Annotated in this window: 15 protein-coding genes; 11 read left to right on the top strand and 4 right to left on the bottom strand. The window is 32.3% G+C overall.

Annotated features, from left to right (window positions below; genetic code table 11):
* Positions 1-66: 66 nt before the first annotated feature.
* From AAFU52_RS23275 to AAFU52_RS23285, 3 genes are all read left to right on the top strand, one after another.
* Complete coding sequence (locus AAFU52_RS23275; protein WP_438423749.1) at positions 67-2871, top strand: esterase-like activity of phytase family protein; 2805 nt, start codon at positions 67-69, stop codon at positions 2869-2871.
* 320 nt (positions 2872-3191) lie between these two features.
* A complete protein-coding gene (locus AAFU52_RS23280) occupies positions 3192-5552 on the top strand; it encodes a TonB-dependent receptor (RefSeq protein WP_035091000.1) in 2361 nt (786 codons plus the stop codon).
* Positions 5553-5566: 14 nt separating this feature from the next.
* The gene (locus AAFU52_RS23285; RefSeq protein ID WP_024769537.1) at positions 5567-6409 is read left to right on the top strand and encodes a DUF4249 family protein; all 843 of its coding nucleotides are present in this window, start codon (positions 5567-5569) and stop codon (positions 6407-6409) included.
* 60 nt (positions 6410-6469) lie between these two features.
* On the opposite strand, the gene AAFU52_RS23290 is transcribed toward AAFU52_RS23285, so the two are convergent.
* The gene (locus AAFU52_RS23290) at positions 6470-6967 is read right to left on the bottom strand and encodes a hypothetical protein (protein WP_024769538.1); all 498 of its coding nucleotides are present in this window, start codon (positions 6965-6967) and stop codon (positions 6470-6472) included.
* Positions 6968-6970: 3 nt separating this feature from the next.
* Positions 6971-7732 (bottom strand): MBL fold metallo-hydrolase, encoded by a 762-nt coding sequence (locus AAFU52_RS23295; RefSeq protein WP_438423751.1) that lies wholly within the window; start codon positions 7730-7732, stop codon positions 6971-6973.
* A 167-nt stretch (positions 7733-7899) separates the two neighbouring features.
* Between AAFU52_RS23295 and AAFU52_RS23300 the strand changes: the two genes are divergently transcribed.
* On the top strand, positions 7900-9348 hold the full coding sequence (locus tag AAFU52_RS23300; protein ID WP_024769540.1) for a TonB-dependent receptor: 1449 nt from the start codon (positions 7900-7902) through the stop codon (positions 9346-9348).
* A gap of 78 nt (positions 9349-9426) precedes the next feature.
* Here the strand turns inward: AAFU52_RS23300 and bcp are convergent, their stop codons facing one another.
* Positions 9427-9876, bottom strand: coding sequence for a thioredoxin-dependent thiol peroxidase (gene bcp / locus AAFU52_RS23305; protein ID WP_024769541.1), 450 nt, complete (start codon positions 9874-9876; stop codon positions 9427-9429).
* A 278-nt stretch (positions 9877-10154) separates the two neighbouring features.
* On the opposite strand from bcp, the gene AAFU52_RS23310 reads away from it, so the two are divergent.
* From AAFU52_RS23310 to AAFU52_RS23325, 4 genes are all read left to right on the top strand, one after another.
* On the top strand, positions 10155-12302 hold the full coding sequence (locus AAFU52_RS23310; RefSeq protein WP_438423756.1) for a tetratricopeptide repeat-containing sensor histidine kinase: 2148 nt from the start codon (positions 10155-10157) through the stop codon (positions 12300-12302).
* Positions 12303-12437: 135 nt separating this feature from the next.
* Positions 12438-14582: a tetratricopeptide repeat-containing sensor histidine kinase gene (locus AAFU52_RS23315; protein WP_438423758.1), complete on the top strand. Its 2145-nt coding sequence runs from the start codon at positions 12438-12440 to the stop codon at positions 14580-14582.
* A complete protein-coding gene (locus AAFU52_RS23320) occupies positions 14583-15332 on the top strand; it encodes a LytR/AlgR family response regulator transcription factor (RefSeq protein ID WP_024769543.1) in 750 nt (249 codons plus the stop codon).
* A gap of 70 nt (positions 15333-15402) precedes the next feature.
* Positions 15403-16071 (top strand): endonuclease III domain-containing protein, encoded by a 669-nt coding sequence (locus AAFU52_RS23325; protein ID WP_024769544.1) that lies wholly within the window; start codon positions 15403-15405, stop codon positions 16069-16071.
* 233 nt (positions 16072-16304) lie between these two features.
* Here AAFU52_RS23325 and AAFU52_RS23330 read toward each other — a convergent pair whose 3' ends face one another.
* Complete coding sequence (locus AAFU52_RS23330; RefSeq protein ID WP_024769545.1) at positions 16305-16889, bottom strand: RNA polymerase sigma factor; 585 nt, start codon at positions 16887-16889, stop codon at positions 16305-16307.
* Between the two features lie 240 nt (positions 16890-17129).
* Between AAFU52_RS23330 and uvrA the strand changes: the two genes are divergently transcribed.
* The 3 genes from uvrA to AAFU52_RS23345 all read left to right on the top strand — a co-directional run bounded on the left by uvrA (position 17130) and on the right by AAFU52_RS23345 (position 22430).
* On the top strand, positions 17130-19910 hold the full coding sequence (gene uvrA, locus AAFU52_RS23335; RefSeq protein WP_438423761.1) for an excinuclease ABC subunit UvrA: 2781 nt from the start codon (positions 17130-17132) through the stop codon (positions 19908-19910).
* A gap of 455 nt (positions 19911-20365) precedes the next feature.
* The gene (locus tag AAFU52_RS23340) at positions 20366-21034 is read left to right on the top strand and encodes a hypothetical protein (RefSeq protein ID WP_438423763.1); all 669 of its coding nucleotides are present in this window, start codon (positions 20366-20368) and stop codon (positions 21032-21034) included.
* Positions 21035-21401: 367 nt separating this feature from the next.
* A complete protein-coding gene (locus tag AAFU52_RS23345) occupies positions 21402-22430 on the top strand; it encodes an amidohydrolase family protein (protein ID WP_438423765.1) in 1029 nt (342 codons plus the stop codon).
* Positions 22431-22515: the final 85 nt, after the last annotated feature.

The following is a 22515-nucleotide window of genomic DNA, read 5'->3' on the forward strand; positions in this document are numbered from 1 at the left end:
ATGAAACGTCATTACTTAATCATTTCTAAAATAAAACACTGTATACTTATAAGTATACTACTATGTATGGGGCTATTTACATTACAAGCTCAAAAATTGACTTCAAAAGATGAATCTATAGAGAAATCTAAATTCGATCTTCCTGCCGATAACCATTTTAATAGAAAAACATACCTAAAAGGAACTGGTAAGTCCTTCATAAACTTTGGAGATATATTGATATCCAGAGCAGTTCTACCAGCTGCCAGCTTCTCCAATGGACCCACCTCAGGACAATACATCAACCAAGGATTAATCAATCAACAACCAGTTCCTTTTTATAATAAACAGCCAATACAAGGGTTTTCTTCTATTTTAAACAACTACGACAGAACCTTCACCGTATTATCTGATAATGGTTTTGGGAGTATCGAAAACTCATCAGATTATAATCTTCGCCTTTATAGCATTAGACCAAATTTTAAGAGTATTATTGGTTGGGGTAATGGATCTATTGATATACTAAATTATATCGAATTGCGAGATCCTAATGGTTTGATTCCTTTTGCCATTACAAATCATTTTAGTGATTCGAGAGTTCTTACCGGAGCGGATTTTGATATAGAATCTATACAAAGAACTTCTAATGGGGAGTATTGGATTGGTGATGAATTTGGACCTTTTCTATTACATTTTGATAAAAATGGTGTTTTATTAGATCCTCCAATCTCATTACCTGATTTTGACACCTCTGGGAAAGAACTTCGTGCACCACAGAATCCATATAGCGAGGAGTATAGTGCCCTACGGATAATGAATGCTATGAGGTCACATGCAAAAGCATATGGAAGCAAATCTCCGGTAATGTCTCCATGGTATGTGATGCTTGATGATCAAAATACCAATACAGTGGTAGGAAGTAGAAAAACTCCTCCTTCTACCCTAGCCGCTGCATCGAGTGAGCTATTTAATGTCTCTTCTTTAAATCGTGCAGGTCACCAAGTAGTTGTATATACGGTAAATGATATTGAAAACATAAACCTGCTTTTGGATCTTGGTGTACAGGGAATTATCTCTGATCGTCCTGATGTATTATTAGAAGCTCTTCAAAACTTTGATAAAAATAAAGATGGTCAACCCGATTTTATGACTTCTGAAGGGTTGATCAATATCAATTTATTTGATGGACAAGGTCATAGAGGTGCCAGAAACTTACGCCCAGAGAATACATTACCCGCTATAGAGGCAGCATTGGATTTTCTGATGCCAACGATAGAAACTGATTGCGGCATTACTCTGGATAGAATTCCTGTTTTGGATCATGATCCGCATATCGAAGCTTCAAAAGCACGTAAAGCAGATGGTACACCCTATGAGTTTAAAGATGAAGTTCTTGTTAAAGATCTCTCCTTAGATCAAATTCAAAATATATTTATTGCTGATAAAATCTTAAATGGAAGGCCTTCTCAAACTAATGATCTCTCTTTATCACCGGTTGCTGTAGCTTTTGCAAAACAGAATAGGTTTATAGATCCTTATATTATGCCTTCTTTACAACAACTATTCGATTTTGTGAATTTTTATACATCATACTACCAAAACGGACCTGGGGCTTCAGATCCCGAGGCAGTGAAACGTTGGAAGAATGCATCCAAGGTTCGTTTTAATATTGAAACCAAAATTAACCCTAGGACGGATATCGATGATCGTGGGGATGTTTTTGCAAATAGAACAGTAGATCCAAAAACTTTTACAACAGCTGTGGCCGATGTAATCGTTGCAAATAATCTTACGGATCGGGCAGATATTCAAAGTTTTGATTTCAGGACACTTCTTATTGCTCATAAAAAATACCCAGAGATACGAACAGTATGTTTATTTGGTGATTTTCCAAAAGTAGGTAATGCAGGAGATGGAACCAATTTACAAGATCAAAATGGGAAAAATACTCCATGGCTAGCGGGACTATATTGGCCATATAGAAATACAAAATTAGACACTCCTTTTCGGGTAAAAGGAAGTGGAGGCTTTGAAGGAATGGCATTAAGCACCGATAAAAAAACGCTATTGCCCTTATTAGAAAAACCTCTTAAAGGTTCTGATTCTAATAATTTACTGATTCATGAATTCGATTTAGAAAGTAAATCATATACGGGTAAAAGATTTAAATATCCTCTTGATAGGAAAGCTAGTGCAATAGGAGATTTTATCATGTTTAACTCAAAAAGAGGGCTAATCATAGAGCGTGATGGTTCTCAAGGAGATATAAATGGTTATAAAGCAATTTATGAGGTTGAATTAGATAAAGACAAAACATTGATAGAAAAACGACTAAATGTTGATCTTCTTAAAATCAACGATATTCGTAGAATTTCTGAACCAGGATTAGAAGGTGATATAGGAATAGGGAAAGATTTTGCATTTCCATTTGTTACGATAGAAAGCGTAGTTGTATTTAATCCTTTTTTAATTGGTGTACTCAATGATAATAACTACCCTTTTAGTGTAGGTCGCCATATAGGTATGGGACTACCTGATGATAATGAGTTTATACTTTTATGGTTAGATCAACCATTAGGAAGACAATGGGACGAAATAAAGTCTAACAAAAACAATACAACCGCCAATACTATTAAAGTATATCCAAATACATTTAGAAATGAGGTTACTTTTTTCAATACCATAAAAAAAGAAAATACTGTATCTATTGATATTTATGACATACATGGCAACCTTATTAGAAAATTAGTAGATCAACAGCAAAATGATGAAGGCTTTACATATACCTGGAATGGTACATCAAAAAATGGTTTTGAAGTTTCTAAAGGAATCTATATCGCTGTAATCGAGATCGATGGAGAGTTTATCAAAAAGAAACTCTTAAAAAAATAATATCGCATACTAACTTCACATCACTTAATAAATTAACTAAACAGAAAAACCACCTACACCGGTGGTTTTTTTAGATAGTATGCTTTTTTGCTTAATAACCACAGTAATAACAAGACTTTAATAGTTTATATGTAAAGCGAAAATTAAATATTTTGTTATCCATGCAACCCTTGGTTTTCTGAATTGTCTATGAAATACAAAATCATTAATACGTAATTATTTTTTTAACAACTCAATCAAATCAAAAGTTATAAAACAAAACCAATATGCATCGACATTTTAAATTTAGAAATCTAAAAAAAAGGACGCAGCAATTAATAATGTGCTGTTTGACTATATTTTTTGTTAGTACCAGTGCGATGGCACAAGACAACTATACAATAAGTGGTACGATTAAAGATAATAATAATGGGGAGACACTTTTTGGCGCTTCCGTTTTTTTGAAGGGTACTTCTATTGGTGTTATCACTAATGAGTATGGCTTTTATTCTATTACCGCTCCAAAAGGAAACTACACCCTTATTGCCTCCTATGTAGGGTATGCAGATATTAATAAAGAAGTAATACTTGATAAAAATCAAAAGATAGATTTTGATATTATTGAATCTTCTACAGAATTAGATGAAGTAATTATTAAAAGTGAAGAGACAGAGCGTGTAAGTCTTAGAAAACCCGAAATGAGTGTCTCTAAGCTAAACATCAAAACTGTAAAGCAAATGCCCGTAGTATTAGGAGAAGTAGATATTATAAAATCTATTCAAATGCTGCCAGGTGTAACCAATAATGGTGAAGGCTCTAGTGGATTTCATGTAAGAGGAGGAGCCGCGGATCAAAATTTAGTATTACTCGATGAAGCTATAATTTATAATACCTCTCATTTATTAGGCTTCTTTTCTGTTTTTAATGCAGATGCTATTAAAGATATTAAATTATATAAAGGAGGGATTCCTGCTCGTTTTGGTGGTAGAACTTCTTCTGTCCTGGATGTTCGTCAAAAGGATGGAAACAATAAGAGATTTAGTCTTACCGGGGGAATTGGTGTAATTTCTAGCCGATTAGCCGCCGAAGGTCCTTTATTTAGTGATAAAGGTTCTTTTTTGGTTGCAGGTAGAGGTTCATATGTCGATCTTATCTTAAAAGCAGCTGGAGAGAAAAATACCGTTGGGTTTTATGATGTAAACCTTAAAACCAATTATAAATTAAACGAAAATAATAAATTATACTTATCTGGATATTATGGTAGAGATACCTTTAAATTTGGAAATAATTTCAAAACCAGCTACGGAAACCTATCAGGAAATTTAAGATGGAACCATATCTTTAATGATAAATTATTTTCGAACTTATCTCTTATCTATAGTAAATACGATTATGATTTAGATATTGCTATCGAGCAATTCGAATGGATTTCGTCAATCAATAACTACAATGCTAAATATGATCTTAAATATTATGCGAGTGATAAATTTAAATTAGACTTTGGGATTAGCGGTATCTATTATGATTTTGACCCAGGGCAAGTGCAGCCAACATCAGAATCTTCTTCGATAAACCCTTTATCTCTGGATCGAAAAAAAGCTTTGGAAAGTGGTGTATATGTAAATGCAGAGCATAAACTTACCGATAAGCTAACAGTACAATATGGTGTTAGATATAGTGCTTTTAGTCGTTTAGGTGGGCAAGCTTTGAAAAATTATGCTAATGACCAACCTGTTGTTTATAATAGTACTTTAGGTTTTTATGAACGAGGTGTCGAAATAGGAGAAACCGATTATAAGAAAAGTGAAACAATCAAAAGTTTTGGAAACTTTGAACCCAGAGCATCCTTAGCATATCAATTAAATGATGTCTCTTCTATTAAAATGGGATACTCAAGAGCAGCGCAATATATCCATTTATTATCCAATACTACTTCTGTTACACCATTAGATGTGTGGACACCAAGTGGAAAATATATAAAACCACAATTATCAGATCAATATGCATTAGGGTATTTCAGAAACTTTAAAGATAAGATGTACTCTTTGGAAGCAGAAGTTTATTATAAAACCACTGATAATCGAATAGATTATATTGATGGGTCTGATTTAATAGGAAACAACACTATTGAAACCGAAATATTGAATGGAGAATCCAGAGCTTACGGATTGGAATTTTTGGCACGTAAAAATGAAGGTAAATTAACAGGATGGGTTTCTTATACCTTATCAAAATCAGAACAAAGAAGTCTTGGCGGTAATGCAGGAGGGCCAGGAATCAATAATGGAGATTGGTATAATACGGCATATGACAGAACACATGATATTTCGGTAACAGGTTCTTATAAACTAACTGATAAATGGAGTTTTGGAGCTAATCTGGTTTTTCAAACCGGAAGACCTGTAACCTATCCTAATGGTCAATACGAATATGAAGGATTGTCTATAGCCAGCTTTTCTGATAGAAATTCTGATAGATTACCCTCTTATCACAGACTTGATATCTCTGCAACATACAGACCCAATAGAAAACCAAACAGGAGATGGAAAGGAGAATGGATCTTTGGAATATACAATGTATATAATCAGAAAAATGCAGCTTCAATATCCTTTGGTCAAAATGTAGAAACAGGAGCAAATGAAGCCACGAGAACAGCAATTTTTGGTATAGTACCATCGGTAATCTATAACTTCAAATTTTAAAAAAATATAAACATATGAAAGCTTATTTTAAAATAATAATATTCCTTTTTACTATCGTCTTTACCTCTTGTGAAGATGTAATAGATGTGGATCTACAAACAGCTCCTGCCCGATTAACTATTGAAGCCTCATTAGATTGGGAGAAAGGTACTACGGGAAATAATCAAACTATAAAATTAAGTACATCTACTCCATACTTTAATACAACCTCTAATACAGGTGTTACTGGTGCTTCAGTTAAAGTAACTAATGACTCTAGCGGGGTAGAGTTTATTTTTACTGATCAAAATAATGGAGAATATACAACTACAGAATTTGTACCTGTACTTAATCAATCCTATACGCTAGAGGTGATCTATAACGGAGAAAATTATTCTGCCAAAGAAACATTAATGCCTGTTGTTGATATTAAAGAAGTTAATCAATCAACTGAAGATGGTTTTGATGATGAAGTTCTGGAGGTTAACCTTAAATTCGATGATCCAAAAGATGAAGATAACTATTACCTTTTCAGATTTAAAGAAGTGGGTGATCTCCTAGCAGAATTTGAAGATTTTGACGATGAATTTGCAAATGGTAATGAAATTAGCTGGTATTATGAAAAAGAAGAAGATACCGAAACCAAAACCGAAGAATTTAAACCCGGAGATGTTGTAAACATTGATTTATACGGTATTTCTGAGGGATATTATAACTATATAAGAATACTCATCGAGCAATCTGAAGGTGTCGGTCTTTTTAGTGCAACTCCAGTTGCTTTAAAAGGAAATTGTATTAATCTGGATAATGCCAGCAATTATGCCAATGGTTATTTTAGAGTAACCCAAGTATCACGAAGAACGTATACTTTTAATTAATGATAAACTTAATAAAGGCCAGGTGATATACTCCTGGCCTTTATTAAATTAAATATTCTTCTAGTCTTTTGGATACAAAAATGATTTTTCAACTTCAAAATCTATCACACCACCTTCTTTCACTTCATAAATAATAAAAAGCTCTCCCCAATACACACCATCAGTAAAATCAGCTATAATCCATTTGTGATTTAGTAATCTTACTTTATTAATACTCATATTACCTTCCATCCCTACAAATGGGATTAATGGATTATCCTTTCCTGCCTTATTTTGCCCAATAATCTGGTCACTTATCGTTAAAGCTAATTTATTGGCATCATACCCCATTTCTTCAAAGTAACTTACTGCATCCTCATTACTTTCTAAAGTAAAATAGGTAATATCCATATTAGCACTAATCAGTGAATCAATGGTTGCTTCTTTTGTTGTAATTTTGGTTTTTAAGTTCTCTATTTTTGTATCATAGGATTCTTTTGCTTTTTTGGCATTCATAAACTGAAAAAGAATAAATAATGCTGCAAAAATGAATAGATATAAAAAGATCTTATTTTTCATATTCTAGATAGTTATTTTTAAATTATCGTAAGCTATATATACATTTTTAGGTAATGATCTCTCTACTTCGGCATGAAACCCTAACATATGGCTTATATGAGTAAGATATGCCTTTTCTGGTTGTATTTCTTCAATAAATTCGAGAGCTTCTTCCAAATTAAAGTGCGAGTGATGGGGTTCTATTCTTAGTGCATTAATCACTAAAACCTTAACTCCTTTTAATTTTAATCTTTCCTCTTCTTCCACCGTTTTCACATCTGTTAGATATGCAAAATCTCTAAATCGAAATCCAAAAACCTGCAAACGGTTATGAAACGTATTTATAGGAATAATATCCAGATTACCCAATTGAAAAGGTTGATTAGTAAGTTCATTTTCAATAACACTTGGCGCTCCGGGATATTTATTTTCTGAAGAAAAAATATACTCAAACCTCATTCTTAGTGCTTGTAAAACTCTTTTATGCGCATAGATAGGAATATCGCCCTGCCTGAAAAAAAATGGTCGTATATCATCTAATCCCATAGTATGATCTGCGTGCTCATGAGTAAAGACTACTCCATCAATTCGGGACACCTGATTCGAGAGCATTTGCTGTCTAAAATCTGGTCCACAATCCACAACATACTGGTAATCATCCCAAGATACAAGTATAGAAACACGAAGTCGCTTATCTCTTGGATCGTTACTTAAACAAACAGGGTGAGTGCTTCCTATAATCGGAATCCCCTGTGATGTACCTGTACCAAGAAAAGTTACTTCCATACTTTAATAAACTAGAGCAAATGTACTTATATTTTTTTGGTCAAAAATCACATATTTACCATAAATAATACTTAAAATATTAGGGAATATAGAAATTTACATTCAAACCTTTTTTAATACTCATTGTATTATTACCTTTACGCTAAACAAAAAAAGCCCTTTTTACTATGCCTATTAAGATAATGGGAGATAAAGAATTTGAATCTGTCCCTTCAATAAAGAGTAAAGCTTTGCGTATTAACCTGAACCAAAACATCTATGGTACTTTTGCAGAAATAGGTGCGGGTCAGGAAACTGCTCGGAATTTTTTTAGAGCAGGCGGAGCCTCTGGTACCATTGCAAAAGCAATGAGTGCGTATGATAAAGATTTTAGTGATGCTATTTATGGTATCGAAAACGATAAACGTTATGTTACCGAAGCAAGATTAAAAAAAATGCTTAGGCATGAAGTTGGTCTTATAGAAGAAAGAATTACCAGAGAGAAACATCCTAATAAGCTGTTTTTTAGTTATGCAAATACTGTAGCAACAATTGATTTTGCTAAGAAATATAAAGGTCATGGTTGGGTAGGCATTCGATATCAAACAACACCAAATGAAGATTATAATGAAATTTTGCTCCATATTCGGTTTCATGAAAATGATGCCCGATTACAGCAAATGACATTAGGAATATTAGGTGTTAACCTTATTTATGGAGCATATTACAAATACGATAATCCAAAAAAATTATTGAGATATCTGTATGATCATTTGGATAAAGATCAAATAGAGATTGACACTATTAACTTTTCTGGACCACGATTTACAAAAGTAGATAATCGATTGATGAGTCTACAATTGGTTAAGAATGGAATGACCGAAGCGGTAATGTTTGGACCCGACGGACATAATATTTTACCTGCCGCAATATTATATAAGAAAAACATATTGGCACTGCGTGGGAGTTTTAGACCCGTGACTAAGGTTAATATGGATATCTATAAAAAATCACTCAATATGTTCTTGAGTGAAAATAAAGTAAATAAAGACAAAACCGTAGTCATCTTTGAGGTAACACTATCGAACTTAAGGGCAGAAGGTGAAATCGACGAAGAGGATTTTATGGCTAGAGCCAGGTTACTTTGTTCTCTAGGGCAAACGGTAATGATTTCTAATTTTAAAGAATATTACAAAGTAGTTGAGTATTTCTCTAATTACACCAAAGAACGTATGGCACTTTCTATGGGGGTTAATAATTTGGTAGATATTTTTGATGAAAAATACTACAGACATCTTAGTGGAGGTATTCTGGAAGCTTTTGGTAAACTATTCTTTAAAGATTTAAAAGTATACTTATACCCATTAAAAAATCATAAAACAGGAGAGATAACCACTAGTGATACTCTTAAAGTACACCCAAGAATGAAAGAGCTTTATAAGTTCTTTAAGTATAATGGAAAGCTACAGGATATTACGGATTATGATCCTTCTATTATGAATATTTTCTCAAGAGAAGTATTACAAAAAATTCAAGAGGGAGAATCTGGATGGGAAGATCAATTGCCGGACCTTATTCCCGAAATGATAAAAGCCAATAACTTTTTTGGATATAAAACAATAGAAACTGTAAAGTAAATTACAGGTACAAAATGTATTAAAAAAGCAGTATAGTTATTTACTATACTGCTTTTTTAATACATAGTATTCCTACGTCTACAAAATTTGTGCAGCGTGATCTTTGGTTTTCACTTTTGCAATAACTTCAGAAATTATTCCTTTTTCATCAATGACAAAAGTAGTACGATGAATTCCATCATATTCTCTACCCATAAATTTCTTTGGACCCCACACTCCAAATGCTTCAATTACTGCTTTATCCTCATCTGCTAATAACGGGTAAGGTAGTTCGTATTTATTTTTGAAATTTTGCTGTCGTTTGGCGCTATCAGCACTTACTCCAATAATTTCATAACCCTGTGCCAGAAAAGTCTGGTAATTATCTCTTAGATTACAGGCTTCTGTTGTGCATCCAGGAGTACTAGCTTTAGGGTAGAAAAAAACAACAAGTTTTTTTCCTTGATAGTCGCCTAAGGTAATTGTATTTCCATCCTGATCTAGTGCCGAAAAGTTAGGGGCCTTATCCCCCGCTTTTAATGTTGTCATTGTATATGATTTGAATGTAGTTTATAATATCTGTGTAACTAAATATCCTAGTTTGTATGTAATAAACAATAAGATTCAACTTATCTATTACTTATTTTTGTATAGTAGGGCAAGTTATAAAATTTCAAAAAAATAGAATTAGATTTACCTTAATACTTCAGAAATAAATTTGATATCTAAATCTTTACTTCTATTACCTGGCACAACCTTTTTGTTGCGTTCAGATATTTATGTATTCTTGCATATAAATAAATGTTATTTGATATATGTCGCCGTTTGTGTTTCTAAATATTGATAAAAAAATACTTCTATTCACTGTTTTTATCTATATAAATGTATTTAGTACTCTTGCGCAAAGCCAGGTCAAAATAGATTCTTTATTACAACTACTTAAAACCGAAATCACAGATAAAGAAAAAGTAGATATCTACAATAGTATAGCTTTTCAATATTCTTCTACAGATTCTACTAAAACCTTTAGCTATGCAAATCAAGCGATTAATCTTTCTAAACAATTAAATTATATTGAAGGAATTTCTGATGCGCATTATAATATAAATCAGGCTATTATGAAATTAGAACACTCGGATAAAGAATTTAATATATATCAAAAAACAAAATATGCAAATGGCAGAGCCAAAGCGTATAATGATCTAGCACTTACATATAAAAAGAAAGGTGAGTATGCTATGGCAATAGAGCACTTTACAAAAGTATTAAAAATAGAAGATTCTCTAGGGAATAAAAAAGACATAGCTTTCTGTTATAGCAATATTGGACAAGCACATGCCAGATTGGGAAATTACACCAAAGCATTAGATTATAATTTTAAAGCATTAGAGTTATTTAAAGAACTAAATAACAAGAATGGGCTCTTTACCGGATACAACAATATGGGAATAATCAATGTGTATCAAAGTAATTATTCCTCTGCATTAGAATATTTTATAAAAGCTTCTAAAATCAATGATGAAATAGGCAGTAAAAGAAAAACTATTGTTTCTCTTAGCAATATTGGGTTTATTTATGAAACTTTAGGAGATTACGACTTAGCGTTAGAATATTATTTTAAATCTTTAAAAATTAGCGAAAGCACTAAAAATCAATCAAGTATACCTGTAGATTATTTAAATATTGGAAATATTTATTTTGAACAAGGAGACAATACCAAAGCTATAGCATATTCTTTTAAATCCTTGAAAATTGCCAAAGATCTAAATATTAAAGGCATCATGATATCTAATTATTGCTTAATAGGTGAAATATATCTCAATCAAAAAAAATATAAAGAAGCACTGAAGTACTTAAAAAATGGATTGTCATTAAGTCAAGAAATTGGAGAGCAATCTTCATCTACTATCGTAATGAATACCATAGGTGAAATTGAATTCGAATTAAAAAATTATCAGCAGGCCAAAGAATATCTTATCAAAAGTATTACTATTGGTCAGGAGATTGGTTTTTCTACCTCTGTAAAAAGTGCTTTATATGGCTTAGTAAAAGTAGAGAAAGCATTGGGTAATCATAAAGCTGCTCTCGAATCTTATGAACGATATCATGCCATTTATGACTCAATCTTAGGAAAAGAGAAATCAAAACAATTATCACAATTACAAGTACAGTATGAAACTGAGAAAAAAGAACAGGAAATCAAGAGTTTGGCTCAACAAGCCTCTATCCAGTCTTTAGAATTAAAACAAGCTAATTTTAATAAAACTATTTTTGGAGTTATTAGTGTTATTTTGCTACTTGTCGGATTGGTACTCTATTTAGTAAACCGACAAAAAAGATTAGCATTAAAACAAAGAGCACAGGACATAGAACAAAACCTACTGCGTGTACAAATGAATCCGCATTTTATTTTTAATGCCATGACTTCTATACAGGATTATATGAATCAGGGAGATGCAAAAAAAGCAAGTTTGTACCTGGTAAAATTCTCTAAGCTTATTCGGCAAGTATTAGACAACTCAAGAAGTGAGTTTATTAGCCTGGATCAAGAAGTAAATATGTTGGATAATTATTTAAGCATTCAAAACTTAAAACGCGATCATCCTTTTACTTTTAAAATTGAAGTAGAAGACGGTTTAATTAGTGAAGAAATTGCCATTCCTCCTATGTTTGCACAACCTTTTGTAGAAAATGCCATAGAGCATGGTGTTACTTCTTTAAAAGAGGGTGCAACTATCCATATTCATTTTTCGATGGAAGGAGACCATTTGGTATTAAAAATATTGGATAATGGATCTGGAATAGAAGAAGCTATGAAGATAAAACGTAAAGATCATGTATCTCACGCTATAAAAATCACAGAAGAACGTATCGATTTATATCGTAAAATGCGAAAAAAGAAAATTGCATTTAATATTCAAGATCTTTCTCAAGGTACACAAGTAACGTTTAATTTACCATTTCAATATCTATAAAAATAATTCCTCTTCAAAATACCTATACAGCAAAAAGAAGTTTTATAAATTTACCTCCAACAATATCGGAAAAGAAATAATAGCAATTAAAAAATAATCAAATCTTGTATTTGGAGATATATCTGAATTTATAATATGAAAAAAAATACTCTAGTCCTCTTTTTCTATTTAATTGTTTTTAATGTTTTTTCACAAAATCAGGTAAAAATTGATTCGCTTTTACAAGTACTTGAAACAAATATTCCTGAGAAAGAAAAAGTTGATACATATAATATTATTGCCCAGCAATATGCATTTACCGATTCTTCACAAACAGTTCGTTATGCTAATAAAGCAATTCAATTAGCCGAAAAAACAAACTATCAAGAGGGTATTGTAGATGCTTATTTTCAAATTTCTTGGGTAACCACTCAAAAAGGAAACTATAAAGAATCTTCTAAAATTCTAAAAGAAATTCTAAAAACAGCACAGAAAATAAAATATGACAAAGGCGTTTCATTAGCATACAAAGGGTTTGCCTTTATAAATAGTGATCAGGGAAACCCTGATAAAGCTTTAGAATATTATTTTGCATCTATAAAAATTGACAAAAAAATAGGTGAAAAATTATCTGTTGCTAAAAATTATAGTAACGTAGGGGATACTTATCAAGAACAAGGAGACCTAGGTAAAGCCCTAAAATATCAGTTAAAGTCATTAAAAATATACAAAGAATTAGGGCATAGCCCCAATAATATCTATAATTCTATTGGGGTAATTTATCTTAGGAAAGGAAATTATAGTCTAGCATTAGAATACTATTTTAAATCCTTGAAAATTGCTGAAGAACTTAACGATAAAAACAACATTATATTTGCCTTTAATAATATAGGTCTTGTTTATCATGAACAAGATCTTTTTAATAAAGCTCTAGAATATTATTTTAAATCCTTGAAAATTGCTGAAGAATTAAAGGCTTTGTATTTTATAGCTAATATCCAAAATAACATCGGAATTGCTTATAAAGAGCAAACCAATTATACTAAAGCTCTAGAATATTATCTTAGTTCATTAAAAATTAGAGAAGACCTTGGTGATAAACGAGGTTTAGGTTCTATTTACACTAATATAGGTACATTATATAGTACAAAAAAGGAATTTATAAAAGCTTTAAAATATTTACAAAAAGGTCTTTTATTAGGTCAAAAAACTGGGGATCAATCCTTAGTAATTTCGGCAATGAACTCTATTGGTGAAATTCATTGGAAAACAGGAAATAATATACAAGCAAATGAATACTTAACCAAGAGTATTCAACTTGCACAAGAAACTGATCACCTTGCAGAAGTTAGAGATGGTTCCCTTATTTTATCAAAAGTCCAAAAAGCATTAGGCAATCATAAAGCAGCGTTAGCATCTTATGAATTGTATCATGCAACATATGATTCTTTACTTGGTAAAGAGAAATCCAAACAAATTTCTCAGCTACAAATACAATACGAAACTGAAAAAAAAGAACAGGAAATCAAGAGTTTGGCTCAACAAGCCTCTATCCAATCTTTAGAATTAAAACAAGCTAATTTTAATAAAACTATTTTTGGGGTTATTAGTGTTATTTTGCTACTTGTCGGATTGGTGCTCTATTTAGTAAACCGACAAAAAAGATTAGCACTAAAACAAAGAGCACAGGACATAGAACAAAACCTACTGCGTGTACAAATGAATCCGCATTTTATTTTTAATGCCATGACTTCTATACAGGATTATATGAATCAGGGAGATGCAAAAAAAGCAAGTTTATATCTGGTAAAGTTCTCAAAACTGATCAGACAAGTGTTAGATAACTCAAGAAGTGAGTTTATTAGCCTGGATCAGGAAATCAATATGTTGGATAATTACTTGAGTATTCAAAACTTAAAACGCGATCATCCTTTTACTTTTAAAATTGAAGTAGAAGACGGTTTAATTAGTGAAGAAATTGCCATTCCTCCTATGTTTGCACAACCTTTTGTAGAAAATGCCATAGAGCATGGTGTTACTTCTTTAAAAAAAGGTGCAACAATTCATATCTATTTTTCGATGGAAGGAGACCATTTGGTATTAAAAATATTGGATAACGGATCTGGAATAGAAGAAGCTATAAAGATAAAACGTAAAGATCATGTATCTCATGCTATAAAAATAACAGAAGAACGTATCGATTTATATCGTAAAATGCGAAAGAAAAAAATTGCATTTGACATCCAAGACCTTTCTCAAGGTACACAAGTAACATTCAATTTACCATTTCAATACATATAAATGAAAGTAGTCCTTATAGAAGATAACCCTGCAGCAAGAAGAAATTTTTTAGAGTTACTTAATGAGTATTGTCCTAATGTAGATTTCATAGGAGAAGCAACAAATGTAGCAGAAGGAATCGCATTAATTACTGCTAGCGAACCAGATCTTGTATTTCTTGATATTGAGATGCCAGATGGTACTGGATTTGATGTATTACGAAAATTACCTGAAATCAATTTCCAGGTAATATTTGCTTCTTCTCATGAAAAATATGCGTTAAGAGCAATAAAATTTAGTGCCTTAGATTATCTGCTAAAGCCTATTGACCCCGAAGAATTAGTAGAAGCTATCAAAAAGGCAAGATCCGAATTTGAGTATCATAAAACGCCACAGCGAGTACAAACACTTATAGATAACATAAATGATGAATCAAAAGAACCTACACGTTTGGTTCTAAAAGACAAATATGGTATTCAGATTGTATTTGTTAAAGATATCATGCATCTGGAAGCAAACGGTAGTTACACAAAGTTTTTTATCCATAAACAGGATAGTCTATTAGTATCTAAGGGACTTAAGGAATATGAAAATATACTTTCATCGCAACAATTTTTTAGATGCCATCAATCTCATTTAGTAAACCTGGATTATTTATTACGATATGATAAACGAGATGGGGATTACCTTGTATTAAAAGATAAAAACAAAATTCCGTTAGCGACCAGAAAAAAAGAAACTTTACTAAAGCTAATAAATGACCTCAATTAATGTTTTAGTAACTATTAAACCATAAGCTACTAATTTTATTTTTAACTTTAGCTCAAATTAATTTTGTAATATGACCAAACAGGAAAAGGTAGATTTTACGATTAAGACACTTCAGGAATTATATCCAAAAATACCAATCCCATTAGATCATAAAGATCCTTATACTTTACTCATTGCAGTATTAATGAGTGCGCAAAGTACAGATGTAAGAGTGAACAAAATCACTCCACTCCTATTTGACAGAGCAGATAATCCCTATGCAATGATTAGATTATCTGTAGAAGAAATTCGGGAAATCATAAAACCTGTTGGGTTAAGCCCTATGAAATCCAAAGGAATTCATGGGTTATCTCAAATTCTTATCGATAACTATAACGGAGAGGTTCCTCAAAGTTTTGAAGCTCTGGAATCCTTACCAGCTGTTGGTCATAAAACTGCTAGTGTAGTAATGTCTCAAGCATTTGGTGTACCTGCATTTCCTGTAGATACACATATTCATAGATTAATGTATAGATGGGGGTTTACTAATGGTAAAAATGTTACGCAAACCGAAAAAGACGCCAAGAGGTTATTTCCTAAAGAACTATGGAACGACCTGCATCTTCAAATCATATGGTACGGTAGAGAATATTCTCCTGCAAGAGGCTGGGATCTTGATAAAGATATCATTACCAAAACTATAGGTAGAAAAACTGTTTTAGACGAGTACCAAAAAGCAAAAAGGCCTATTAAGAAATAGGCCTTTTATAAGTTTAATTTAAAATCGTTTCAAACTTAAGATTGTTATATTCTACAACCTGTAACGATTTTGAATAGTTTAGAAGAAAATCTATTGTTCTTCCGCTTGGTACTAAATGTTTTTCCTCTTTTTTAGAAGACTTAAAGTAAAATTTTGCCATATTATATAATCTTAAATTAAAGGGTTATACAGGGATAACGGCACTAAATCTACTTTATTGTATAAAAAAGTTATTAATTTGTTAAAACAATATTATTTTTTTCTATTACTTTTCTTAAATTAATTAATGCATATCGCATTCTACCAAGAGCAGTGTTTATACTAACACCTGTTTTATCAGATATTTCTTTAAAACTCATGTCTCTATACATACGCATTATTAAGACTTCTTTCTGATCGTCTGGTAATTCTTGAATCAAATTACGTAAATCTTCTTCTACCTGATCTTTTATTAATCTCTTTTCGGCATTTAGGTTTCCATCGCTGATTACAGAGAAAATACTAAATTCTCCATTATCTTCGAATTTTGGCATACGATTTCCTTTTCTAAAGTGATCAATTACCAAATTATGGGCAATACGCATTACCCAAGGAAGAAATTTCCCTTCTTCATTATATTTTCCATTTTTTAAGGTTCGGATCACTTTAATAAAAGTATCCTGGAAAATATCTTCAGAGACATCTCTATCAAAAACTTTTGAATAAATAAAACTGTAAATACGTTGCTTATGACGTTCGATAAGAACAGAAAGGGCACATTCGTCTCCTTTAATGTAGTTATTAACCAGAACTGCGTCTGTTAGGGTGTAATTTTTCATACCTTGACTATTATTTAGTACAAACAAGCGTGGGGCTCGTGCTATGTTAAACTTTTAAAGTAAAGGTATGCTATAGGCAGTTTTGTTTAAATTTTGGTTCCTTAATCAGGGGCTAATATAGTAACATTCATTTAATTTCAAACAATTTCTTGTTAATTTTTTTAACTAAACTTTCAATCTACATACGTTATAATACTTGTTTAGTAATCCTTATCTTTGCTCTCTTACCGCATATTTACTATGATTCAAGACATTACAACCTTAGATCCAAAAGAGAATATAATTATTAAAGGAGCTAATCTTCACAACCTGAAAGATTTAGACGCAGTTATTCCTAGAAACAAATTAGTAGTCATTACAGGATTATCTGGTTCTGGTAAATCTAGTTTGGCTTTTGATACTTTATATGCCGAAGGACAACGCAGATATGTAGAAAGCCTTTCCTCCTATGCCAGACAGTTTTTAGGGCGTCTTAATAAACCCAAAGTAGATTACATTAAAGGGATAGCACCTGCAATAGCAATAGAGCAAAAAGTAAACTCTACAAATCCAAGATCTACTGTTGGTACTACTACAGAAATTTACGATTACTTAAAATTACTTTTTGCCAGAATTGGTAAGACCTACTCCCCTGTTTCTGGTAATCAGGTAAAAAAAGATAGAGTAAGCGATGTAATCGAATACGTAAAATCTTTTGAAGATGGCGAAAAACTATTACTACTCTCCCCTATTCATATTGAAGATGGTCGTACACTAGAAGGAAAACTAAAAGTATTACAACAACAAGGATATGCACGTATAAAAAATAATGGTACTGTAACCAGGATAGAAGACGCTGCTATACAAGAAAATGATGATTTTTATTTAGTTGTCGATCGTATCGTAAAAAGAGACGAAGAAGACTTTTATAACCGCTTGGCAGATGCTATTGGCTCTGCATTTTTTGAAGGGAAAGGTACTTGCTTTATCGAAACACTAAATGGTGGTAACCTAAGACAATTTAGTAATAAATTCGAATTAGACGGAGTCTCTTTCCTCGAACCCAATATACATTTATTTAGTTTTAATAATCCGTATGGTGCCTGTCCAGAATGTGAAGGTTATGGTGATGTAATAGGTATTGATGACGATCTTGTTGTCCCAAATACTGCATTAAGTGTATACGAAGGAGCCGTTTTTCCCTGGCGAGGTGATAGTATGGGATGGTATAAAGATCAATTGGTAAATAGTGCCTATAAATTTGATTTCCCTATTCATAAACCATATTTCGAATTATCAGATCAGGATAGAGAATTACTATGGAAAGGAAATGAATATTTTGAAGGTATTACCAGTTTCTTTAAAGAACTAGAAGCCAAAGCGTATAAAATTCAGAATCGTGTAATGCTTTCTCGCTACCGTGGAAAAACGAAATGTAACACCTGCAAAGGAAAGCGATTGCGTAAAGAAGCTAATTATGTGAAGATTGATGGAGCCACAGTAACAGATTTGGTAGAAAAACCCTTAAACGAATTAGCCGATTTCTTTAAAAATATTAATCTTAACGAATACGACGCTAAAATCGCTAATCGTCTTCTTAAAGAAATCAATAGTCGATTAGAATTTTTACAAAATGTAGGACTAGAATATTTAACGCTTAATCGTAAATCAAATACACTATCCGGAGGAGAGTCACAGCGTATTAACCTGGCAACCTCCTTAGGAAGTAGCCTGGTTGGTTCTATGTATATTCTTGATGAACCTAGTATAGGATTACACCCAAAAGATACCGAAAAGCTGATCAAAGTACTACAATCTCTTCGTGATTTAGGAAATACAGTAATTGTCGTAGAGCATGATGAGGATATTATGAAAGCGGCCGATGAGATCATCGATATAGGTCCCGAAGCTGGTACTTATGGCGGTCATGTCGTTGCAACAGGTCCTTTTGATCAAATCCTGAAAGCAGATTCTCTTACTGCAAAATACCTGAATGGAGCCCTTGAAATCGAAGTTCCCGAAACTCGAAGAACTTCAAAATATAATGTCGAAATCATTGGTGCACGTGAGAATAATCTAAAAAATATTGATGTAAAAGTTCCTCTGGGAGTCTTTACAGCTATTACAGGAGTCTCTGGTAGTGGTAAGAGTACTCTTGTCAAAAAAATCATTTACCCTTCTTTACTTAAACAATTGGGAGGTTATGGAGAAAAAGCCGGACAGTTTACAGAACTTAAAGGCAATTATAGTAATATAAAACATGTAGAGTTTGTAGATCAAAATCCAATTGGTAGATCCTCTCGCTCTAATCCTGTTACTTACATTAAAGCCTATGATGATATTCGTAACTTATTCGCTACCCAAAAATTATCCGGCATTCGTAACTATAAAGCAAAGCACTTTTCTTTTAATGTAGATGGTGGTCGATGCGAAACATGTAAAGGAGAAGGAGAAGTTACGATAGAGATGCAGTTTATGGCCGATGTACATCTGGAATGTGAAACCTGCGCCGGAAAACGCTTTAAAAAAGATGTTCTCGAAGTAGCATTTCATGATAAAAATATTCATGATATACTCTCAATGACCATAGATAATGCCATTGATTTCTTTTCAGATCATAATCAAACCAAAATTCAAAGAAAACTACAACCCTTACAAGACGTTGGTCTTGGATATGTACAATTAGGGCAAAGTTCATCTACACTATCTGGTGGTGAGGCTCAACGAATTAAACTTGCCTCCTTTTTGGTAAAAGGAAATACCAAAGACAAAGCATTATTTATTTTTGATGAACCTACCACAGGGCTTCATTTTCATGATATTAAAAAATTACTCAAGTCTTTTAATGAATTGATTGCAAAAGGGCATTCTATCTTAGTGATAGAGCATAATTTAGATCTTGTAAAATGTGCCGATTATATAATTGATCTTGGACTCGAAGGTGGTAAAAACGGGGGCAATATCATTGCAGAAGGTACGCCCGAAGAAATTGTAAAAATTAAAGGATCATATACAGGAGAATATCTGAAGGAGAAGCTATAATTTTAGCGATATTTTCTTATCAAAAGTAATGCCACTCTAACCCATTTTGCGTTCTAATACTTCTTACTTCATAATTACAAAGTATACAATAGGTCAATTTGTTACATAATTTCATTAATTCGAAATCGATACAACCTACCAGAACATACAAATTCAACGTATTTTAAATACTATTTTATAAAATAGTGTTCACTTAAAAATCCAATCAAAATTTATATAAGTTTTTACAACTCTAATCTCTACAACCAATCAAAATAGAATTATCAGCTACCACTTCTTTAAAGAAAATTATAGAGAGTAAAAACATCTTTAAAAAAATAACTCACTAAAAATCAATTAATTACAATCAATTTTTGATTTCTTTCAAATTTTTGGCACGCCATTTGAAACACTACTTGTCAAATAGCGGAAGCCGAAAAGCTAATGAGTAGGCACAAACCCAAAACATGTAAGTTATGAAAAAAATGATACTTTTTATTGCAGTATTATTACTAGTAGGAACAACTGCACAAGCGACCGACCAAAAACACTCGGATCACCAGGATAGGGTTACAAAACGCTATCACCAAGCACAACCCATTATATTTGTAGAGGGCGGAGTAAAGTTTTTTGTGTATCCAGAAGGAGACATAGATTACAGAATCATTAAAAGAAGAGGTAGATCTCATCATGGCAATTGGAGCCGTAACACTTATAATACGCCAGGTTCATATGCACATCGTAGACATTATAACAACTTCATTAGATATGATCATTATGGTAGACTAAAAAAGGTAGGACGTAATTATATTACATATGACCGATATAATAGAGTACGTAGAATAGGCTCAATATCTATGAGATATAATAGAAGAGGATTAGTATATCAAATAGGAGGACTACATATCTACTATAAAAAATATGGACGAATAAAATATGTAGAAGGTAATGTACATTATGATGGCTGTGGATATTGTGGAATAGATGGATGTTCAATCACTCATTCCCCATACTATAATCAGAATTGGAAAAATAAACATTATAAACATAATGACGACGACAATGATGATGATAGTCACTATTATAAGAATAGAAAAAGAAAAAAAAGATATAACGACGACGATGACGACGATGATGATGATTAAAAAATAGATTGTATAAAGATTGGTTAGTTGTTTAAACCCCGTTGCCTGGAGTATTTGGTAGCGGGGTTTTTTATTTAGAGCGTTCGAGCGGGCTATCCGTTGCAATTCCTCGCACACTATTGGCGTGCTGCGGGATTTACACTACTATCCCTAACGCAAAAACCACATACAATTGACGAATCTCTTTTCTTATTTAATTTTAAAGTGTTGTTAACCTTTTTTCAAGACAGCATGAATATTATATATTTATACCACATACTTATCTCAAGTAGTCATTTCAATAAATATCAAATCAAAAAATATGAATTTCTGCAAAACTTTTCTATTATTTTTTATAATCGTTAGTGCATCAATAAATGCCCAAAAAATGCAATTCGAAGACTATGATCCACCCTCTACTCTAGTCGTTCCCGGAGCAGAAATTAAAAAAGCAAAATATCCATTTATCGATGTTCATAATCATCAATTTAGAATGCCAACACAAAATCTGCAAGAGGTTGTTACCGAAATGGATAAACTAAACATGGGGGTGATGGTAAATCTATCAGGAAGAGGTAGAGGATCTGATGAACATCTTACCAAATCACTAGAAAATGTTAAAACAAATTTCCCAAATAGATTTATTGTATTTACAAATATTGATCTTAAAGGAATAGATGAACCTGGTTGGACAGAAAAAACAGTTGCTCAAATAGAAAAAGACGTAGCCATGGGAGCTAATGGATTGAAGATCTATAAAAGCCAGGGGATGGATAATAAAGATAGTAAAGGCAATCGTATTAAGATCGATGATCCGCGAATAGGGCCTGTATGGGAAAAATGTGGTCAACTAGGCATCCCGGTTTTGATACATTCTGCAGATCCAAAATCATTTTGGGATGCACATGATAATAAGAATGAGCGCTGGCTAGAACTTAAGCTGCGATCAAGAAGAAAAAGAGATTCCAAAGTAACAGGTTCCTGGGAAACCATTATACAAGAACAACACAATATTTTTAAAAAACATAAAAGTACTAAGTTTATCAATGCACATTTAGGGTGGTACGGAAACAACCTTGCAAAACTTGCTGAGCTTATGGATGAAATGCCAAATATGTATAGCGAGATTGGAGCGGTCATAGCAGAATTAGGTAGGCAACCCCGTAATGCAAAAGCTTTTCTTACCAAATATCAAGACAGAGTAATGTTCGGAAAAGATTCGTGGAAACCCAAAGAGTACTATACCTACTTCAGAGTTTTAGAATCAGACGATGAGTATTTTCCCTACTACAAAAGATATCATGCTTTCTGGAAAATGTACGGGTTAGATCTTGATGATGAAGTATTAAAAAAGCTGTATTATAAAAATGCACTAAAAGTAATCCCTAATATCGACAAGAGTCTATTTCCTAAATAGAAAATAAGCTATTCGTTATTTCCATATAATGATATAATTGGTAAAGTATCGTATATAAAAATTATGGAGTGTTTGATGTCAAACA

It is taken from the genome of Aquimarina macrocephali (genome assembly GCF_051627225.1).
In the GTDB taxonomy this organism is placed as follows: Bacteria; Bacteroidota; Bacteroidia; order Flavobacteriales; family Flavobacteriaceae; genus Aquimarina; species Aquimarina macrocephali.

Excerpts from the sequence above, each read along its gene's own strand:
- AAFU52_RS23275 (WP_438423749.1), top strand. The coding sequence starts at position 67 with ATGGGGCTATTTACATTACAAGCTCAAAAATTGACTTCAAAAGATGAA.
- AAFU52_RS23280 (WP_035091000.1), top strand. The coding sequence starts at position 3,192 with ATGTGCTGTTTGACTATATTTTTTGTTAGTACCAGTGCGATGGCACAA.
- AAFU52_RS23285 (WP_024769537.1), top strand. The coding sequence starts at position 5,567 with ATGAAAGCTTATTTTAAAATAATAATATTCCTTTTTACTATCGTCTTT.
- AAFU52_RS23290 (WP_024769538.1), bottom strand. The coding sequence starts at position 6,967 with ATGAAAAATAAGATCTTTTTATATCTATTCATTTTTGCAGCATTATTT.
- AAFU52_RS23295 (WP_438423751.1), bottom strand. The coding sequence starts at position 7,732 with ATGGAAGTAACTTTTCTTGGTACAGGTACATCACAGGGGATTCCGATT.
- AAFU52_RS23300 (WP_024769540.1), top strand. The coding sequence starts at position 7,900 with ATGCCTATTAAGATAATGGGAGATAAAGAATTTGAATCTGTCCCTTCA.
- bcp (WP_024769541.1), bottom strand. The coding sequence starts at position 9,876 with ATGACAACATTAAAAGCGGGGGATAAGGCCCCTAACTTTTCGGCACTA.
- AAFU52_RS23315 (WP_438423758.1), top strand. The coding sequence starts at position 12,438 with ATGAAAAAAAATACTCTAGTCCTCTTTTTCTATTTAATTGTTTTTAAT.
- AAFU52_RS23320 (WP_024769543.1), top strand. The coding sequence starts at position 14,583 with ATGAAAGTAGTCCTTATAGAAGATAACCCTGCAGCAAGAAGAAATTTT.
- AAFU52_RS23325 (WP_024769544.1), top strand. The coding sequence starts at position 15,403 with ATGACCAAACAGGAAAAGGTAGATTTTACGATTAAGACACTTCAGGAA.
- AAFU52_RS23330 (WP_024769545.1), bottom strand. The coding sequence starts at position 16,889 with ATGAAAAATTACACCCTAACAGACGCAGTTCTGGTTAATAACTACATT.
- uvrA (WP_438423761.1), top strand. The coding sequence starts at position 17,130 with ATGATTCAAGACATTACAACCTTAGATCCAAAAGAGAATATAATTATT.
- AAFU52_RS23340 (WP_438423763.1), top strand. The coding sequence starts at position 20,366 with ATGAAAAAAATGATACTTTTTATTGCAGTATTATTACTAGTAGGAACA.
- AAFU52_RS23345 (WP_438423765.1), top strand. The coding sequence starts at position 21,402 with ATGCAATTCGAAGACTATGATCCACCCTCTACTCTAGTCGTTCCCGGA.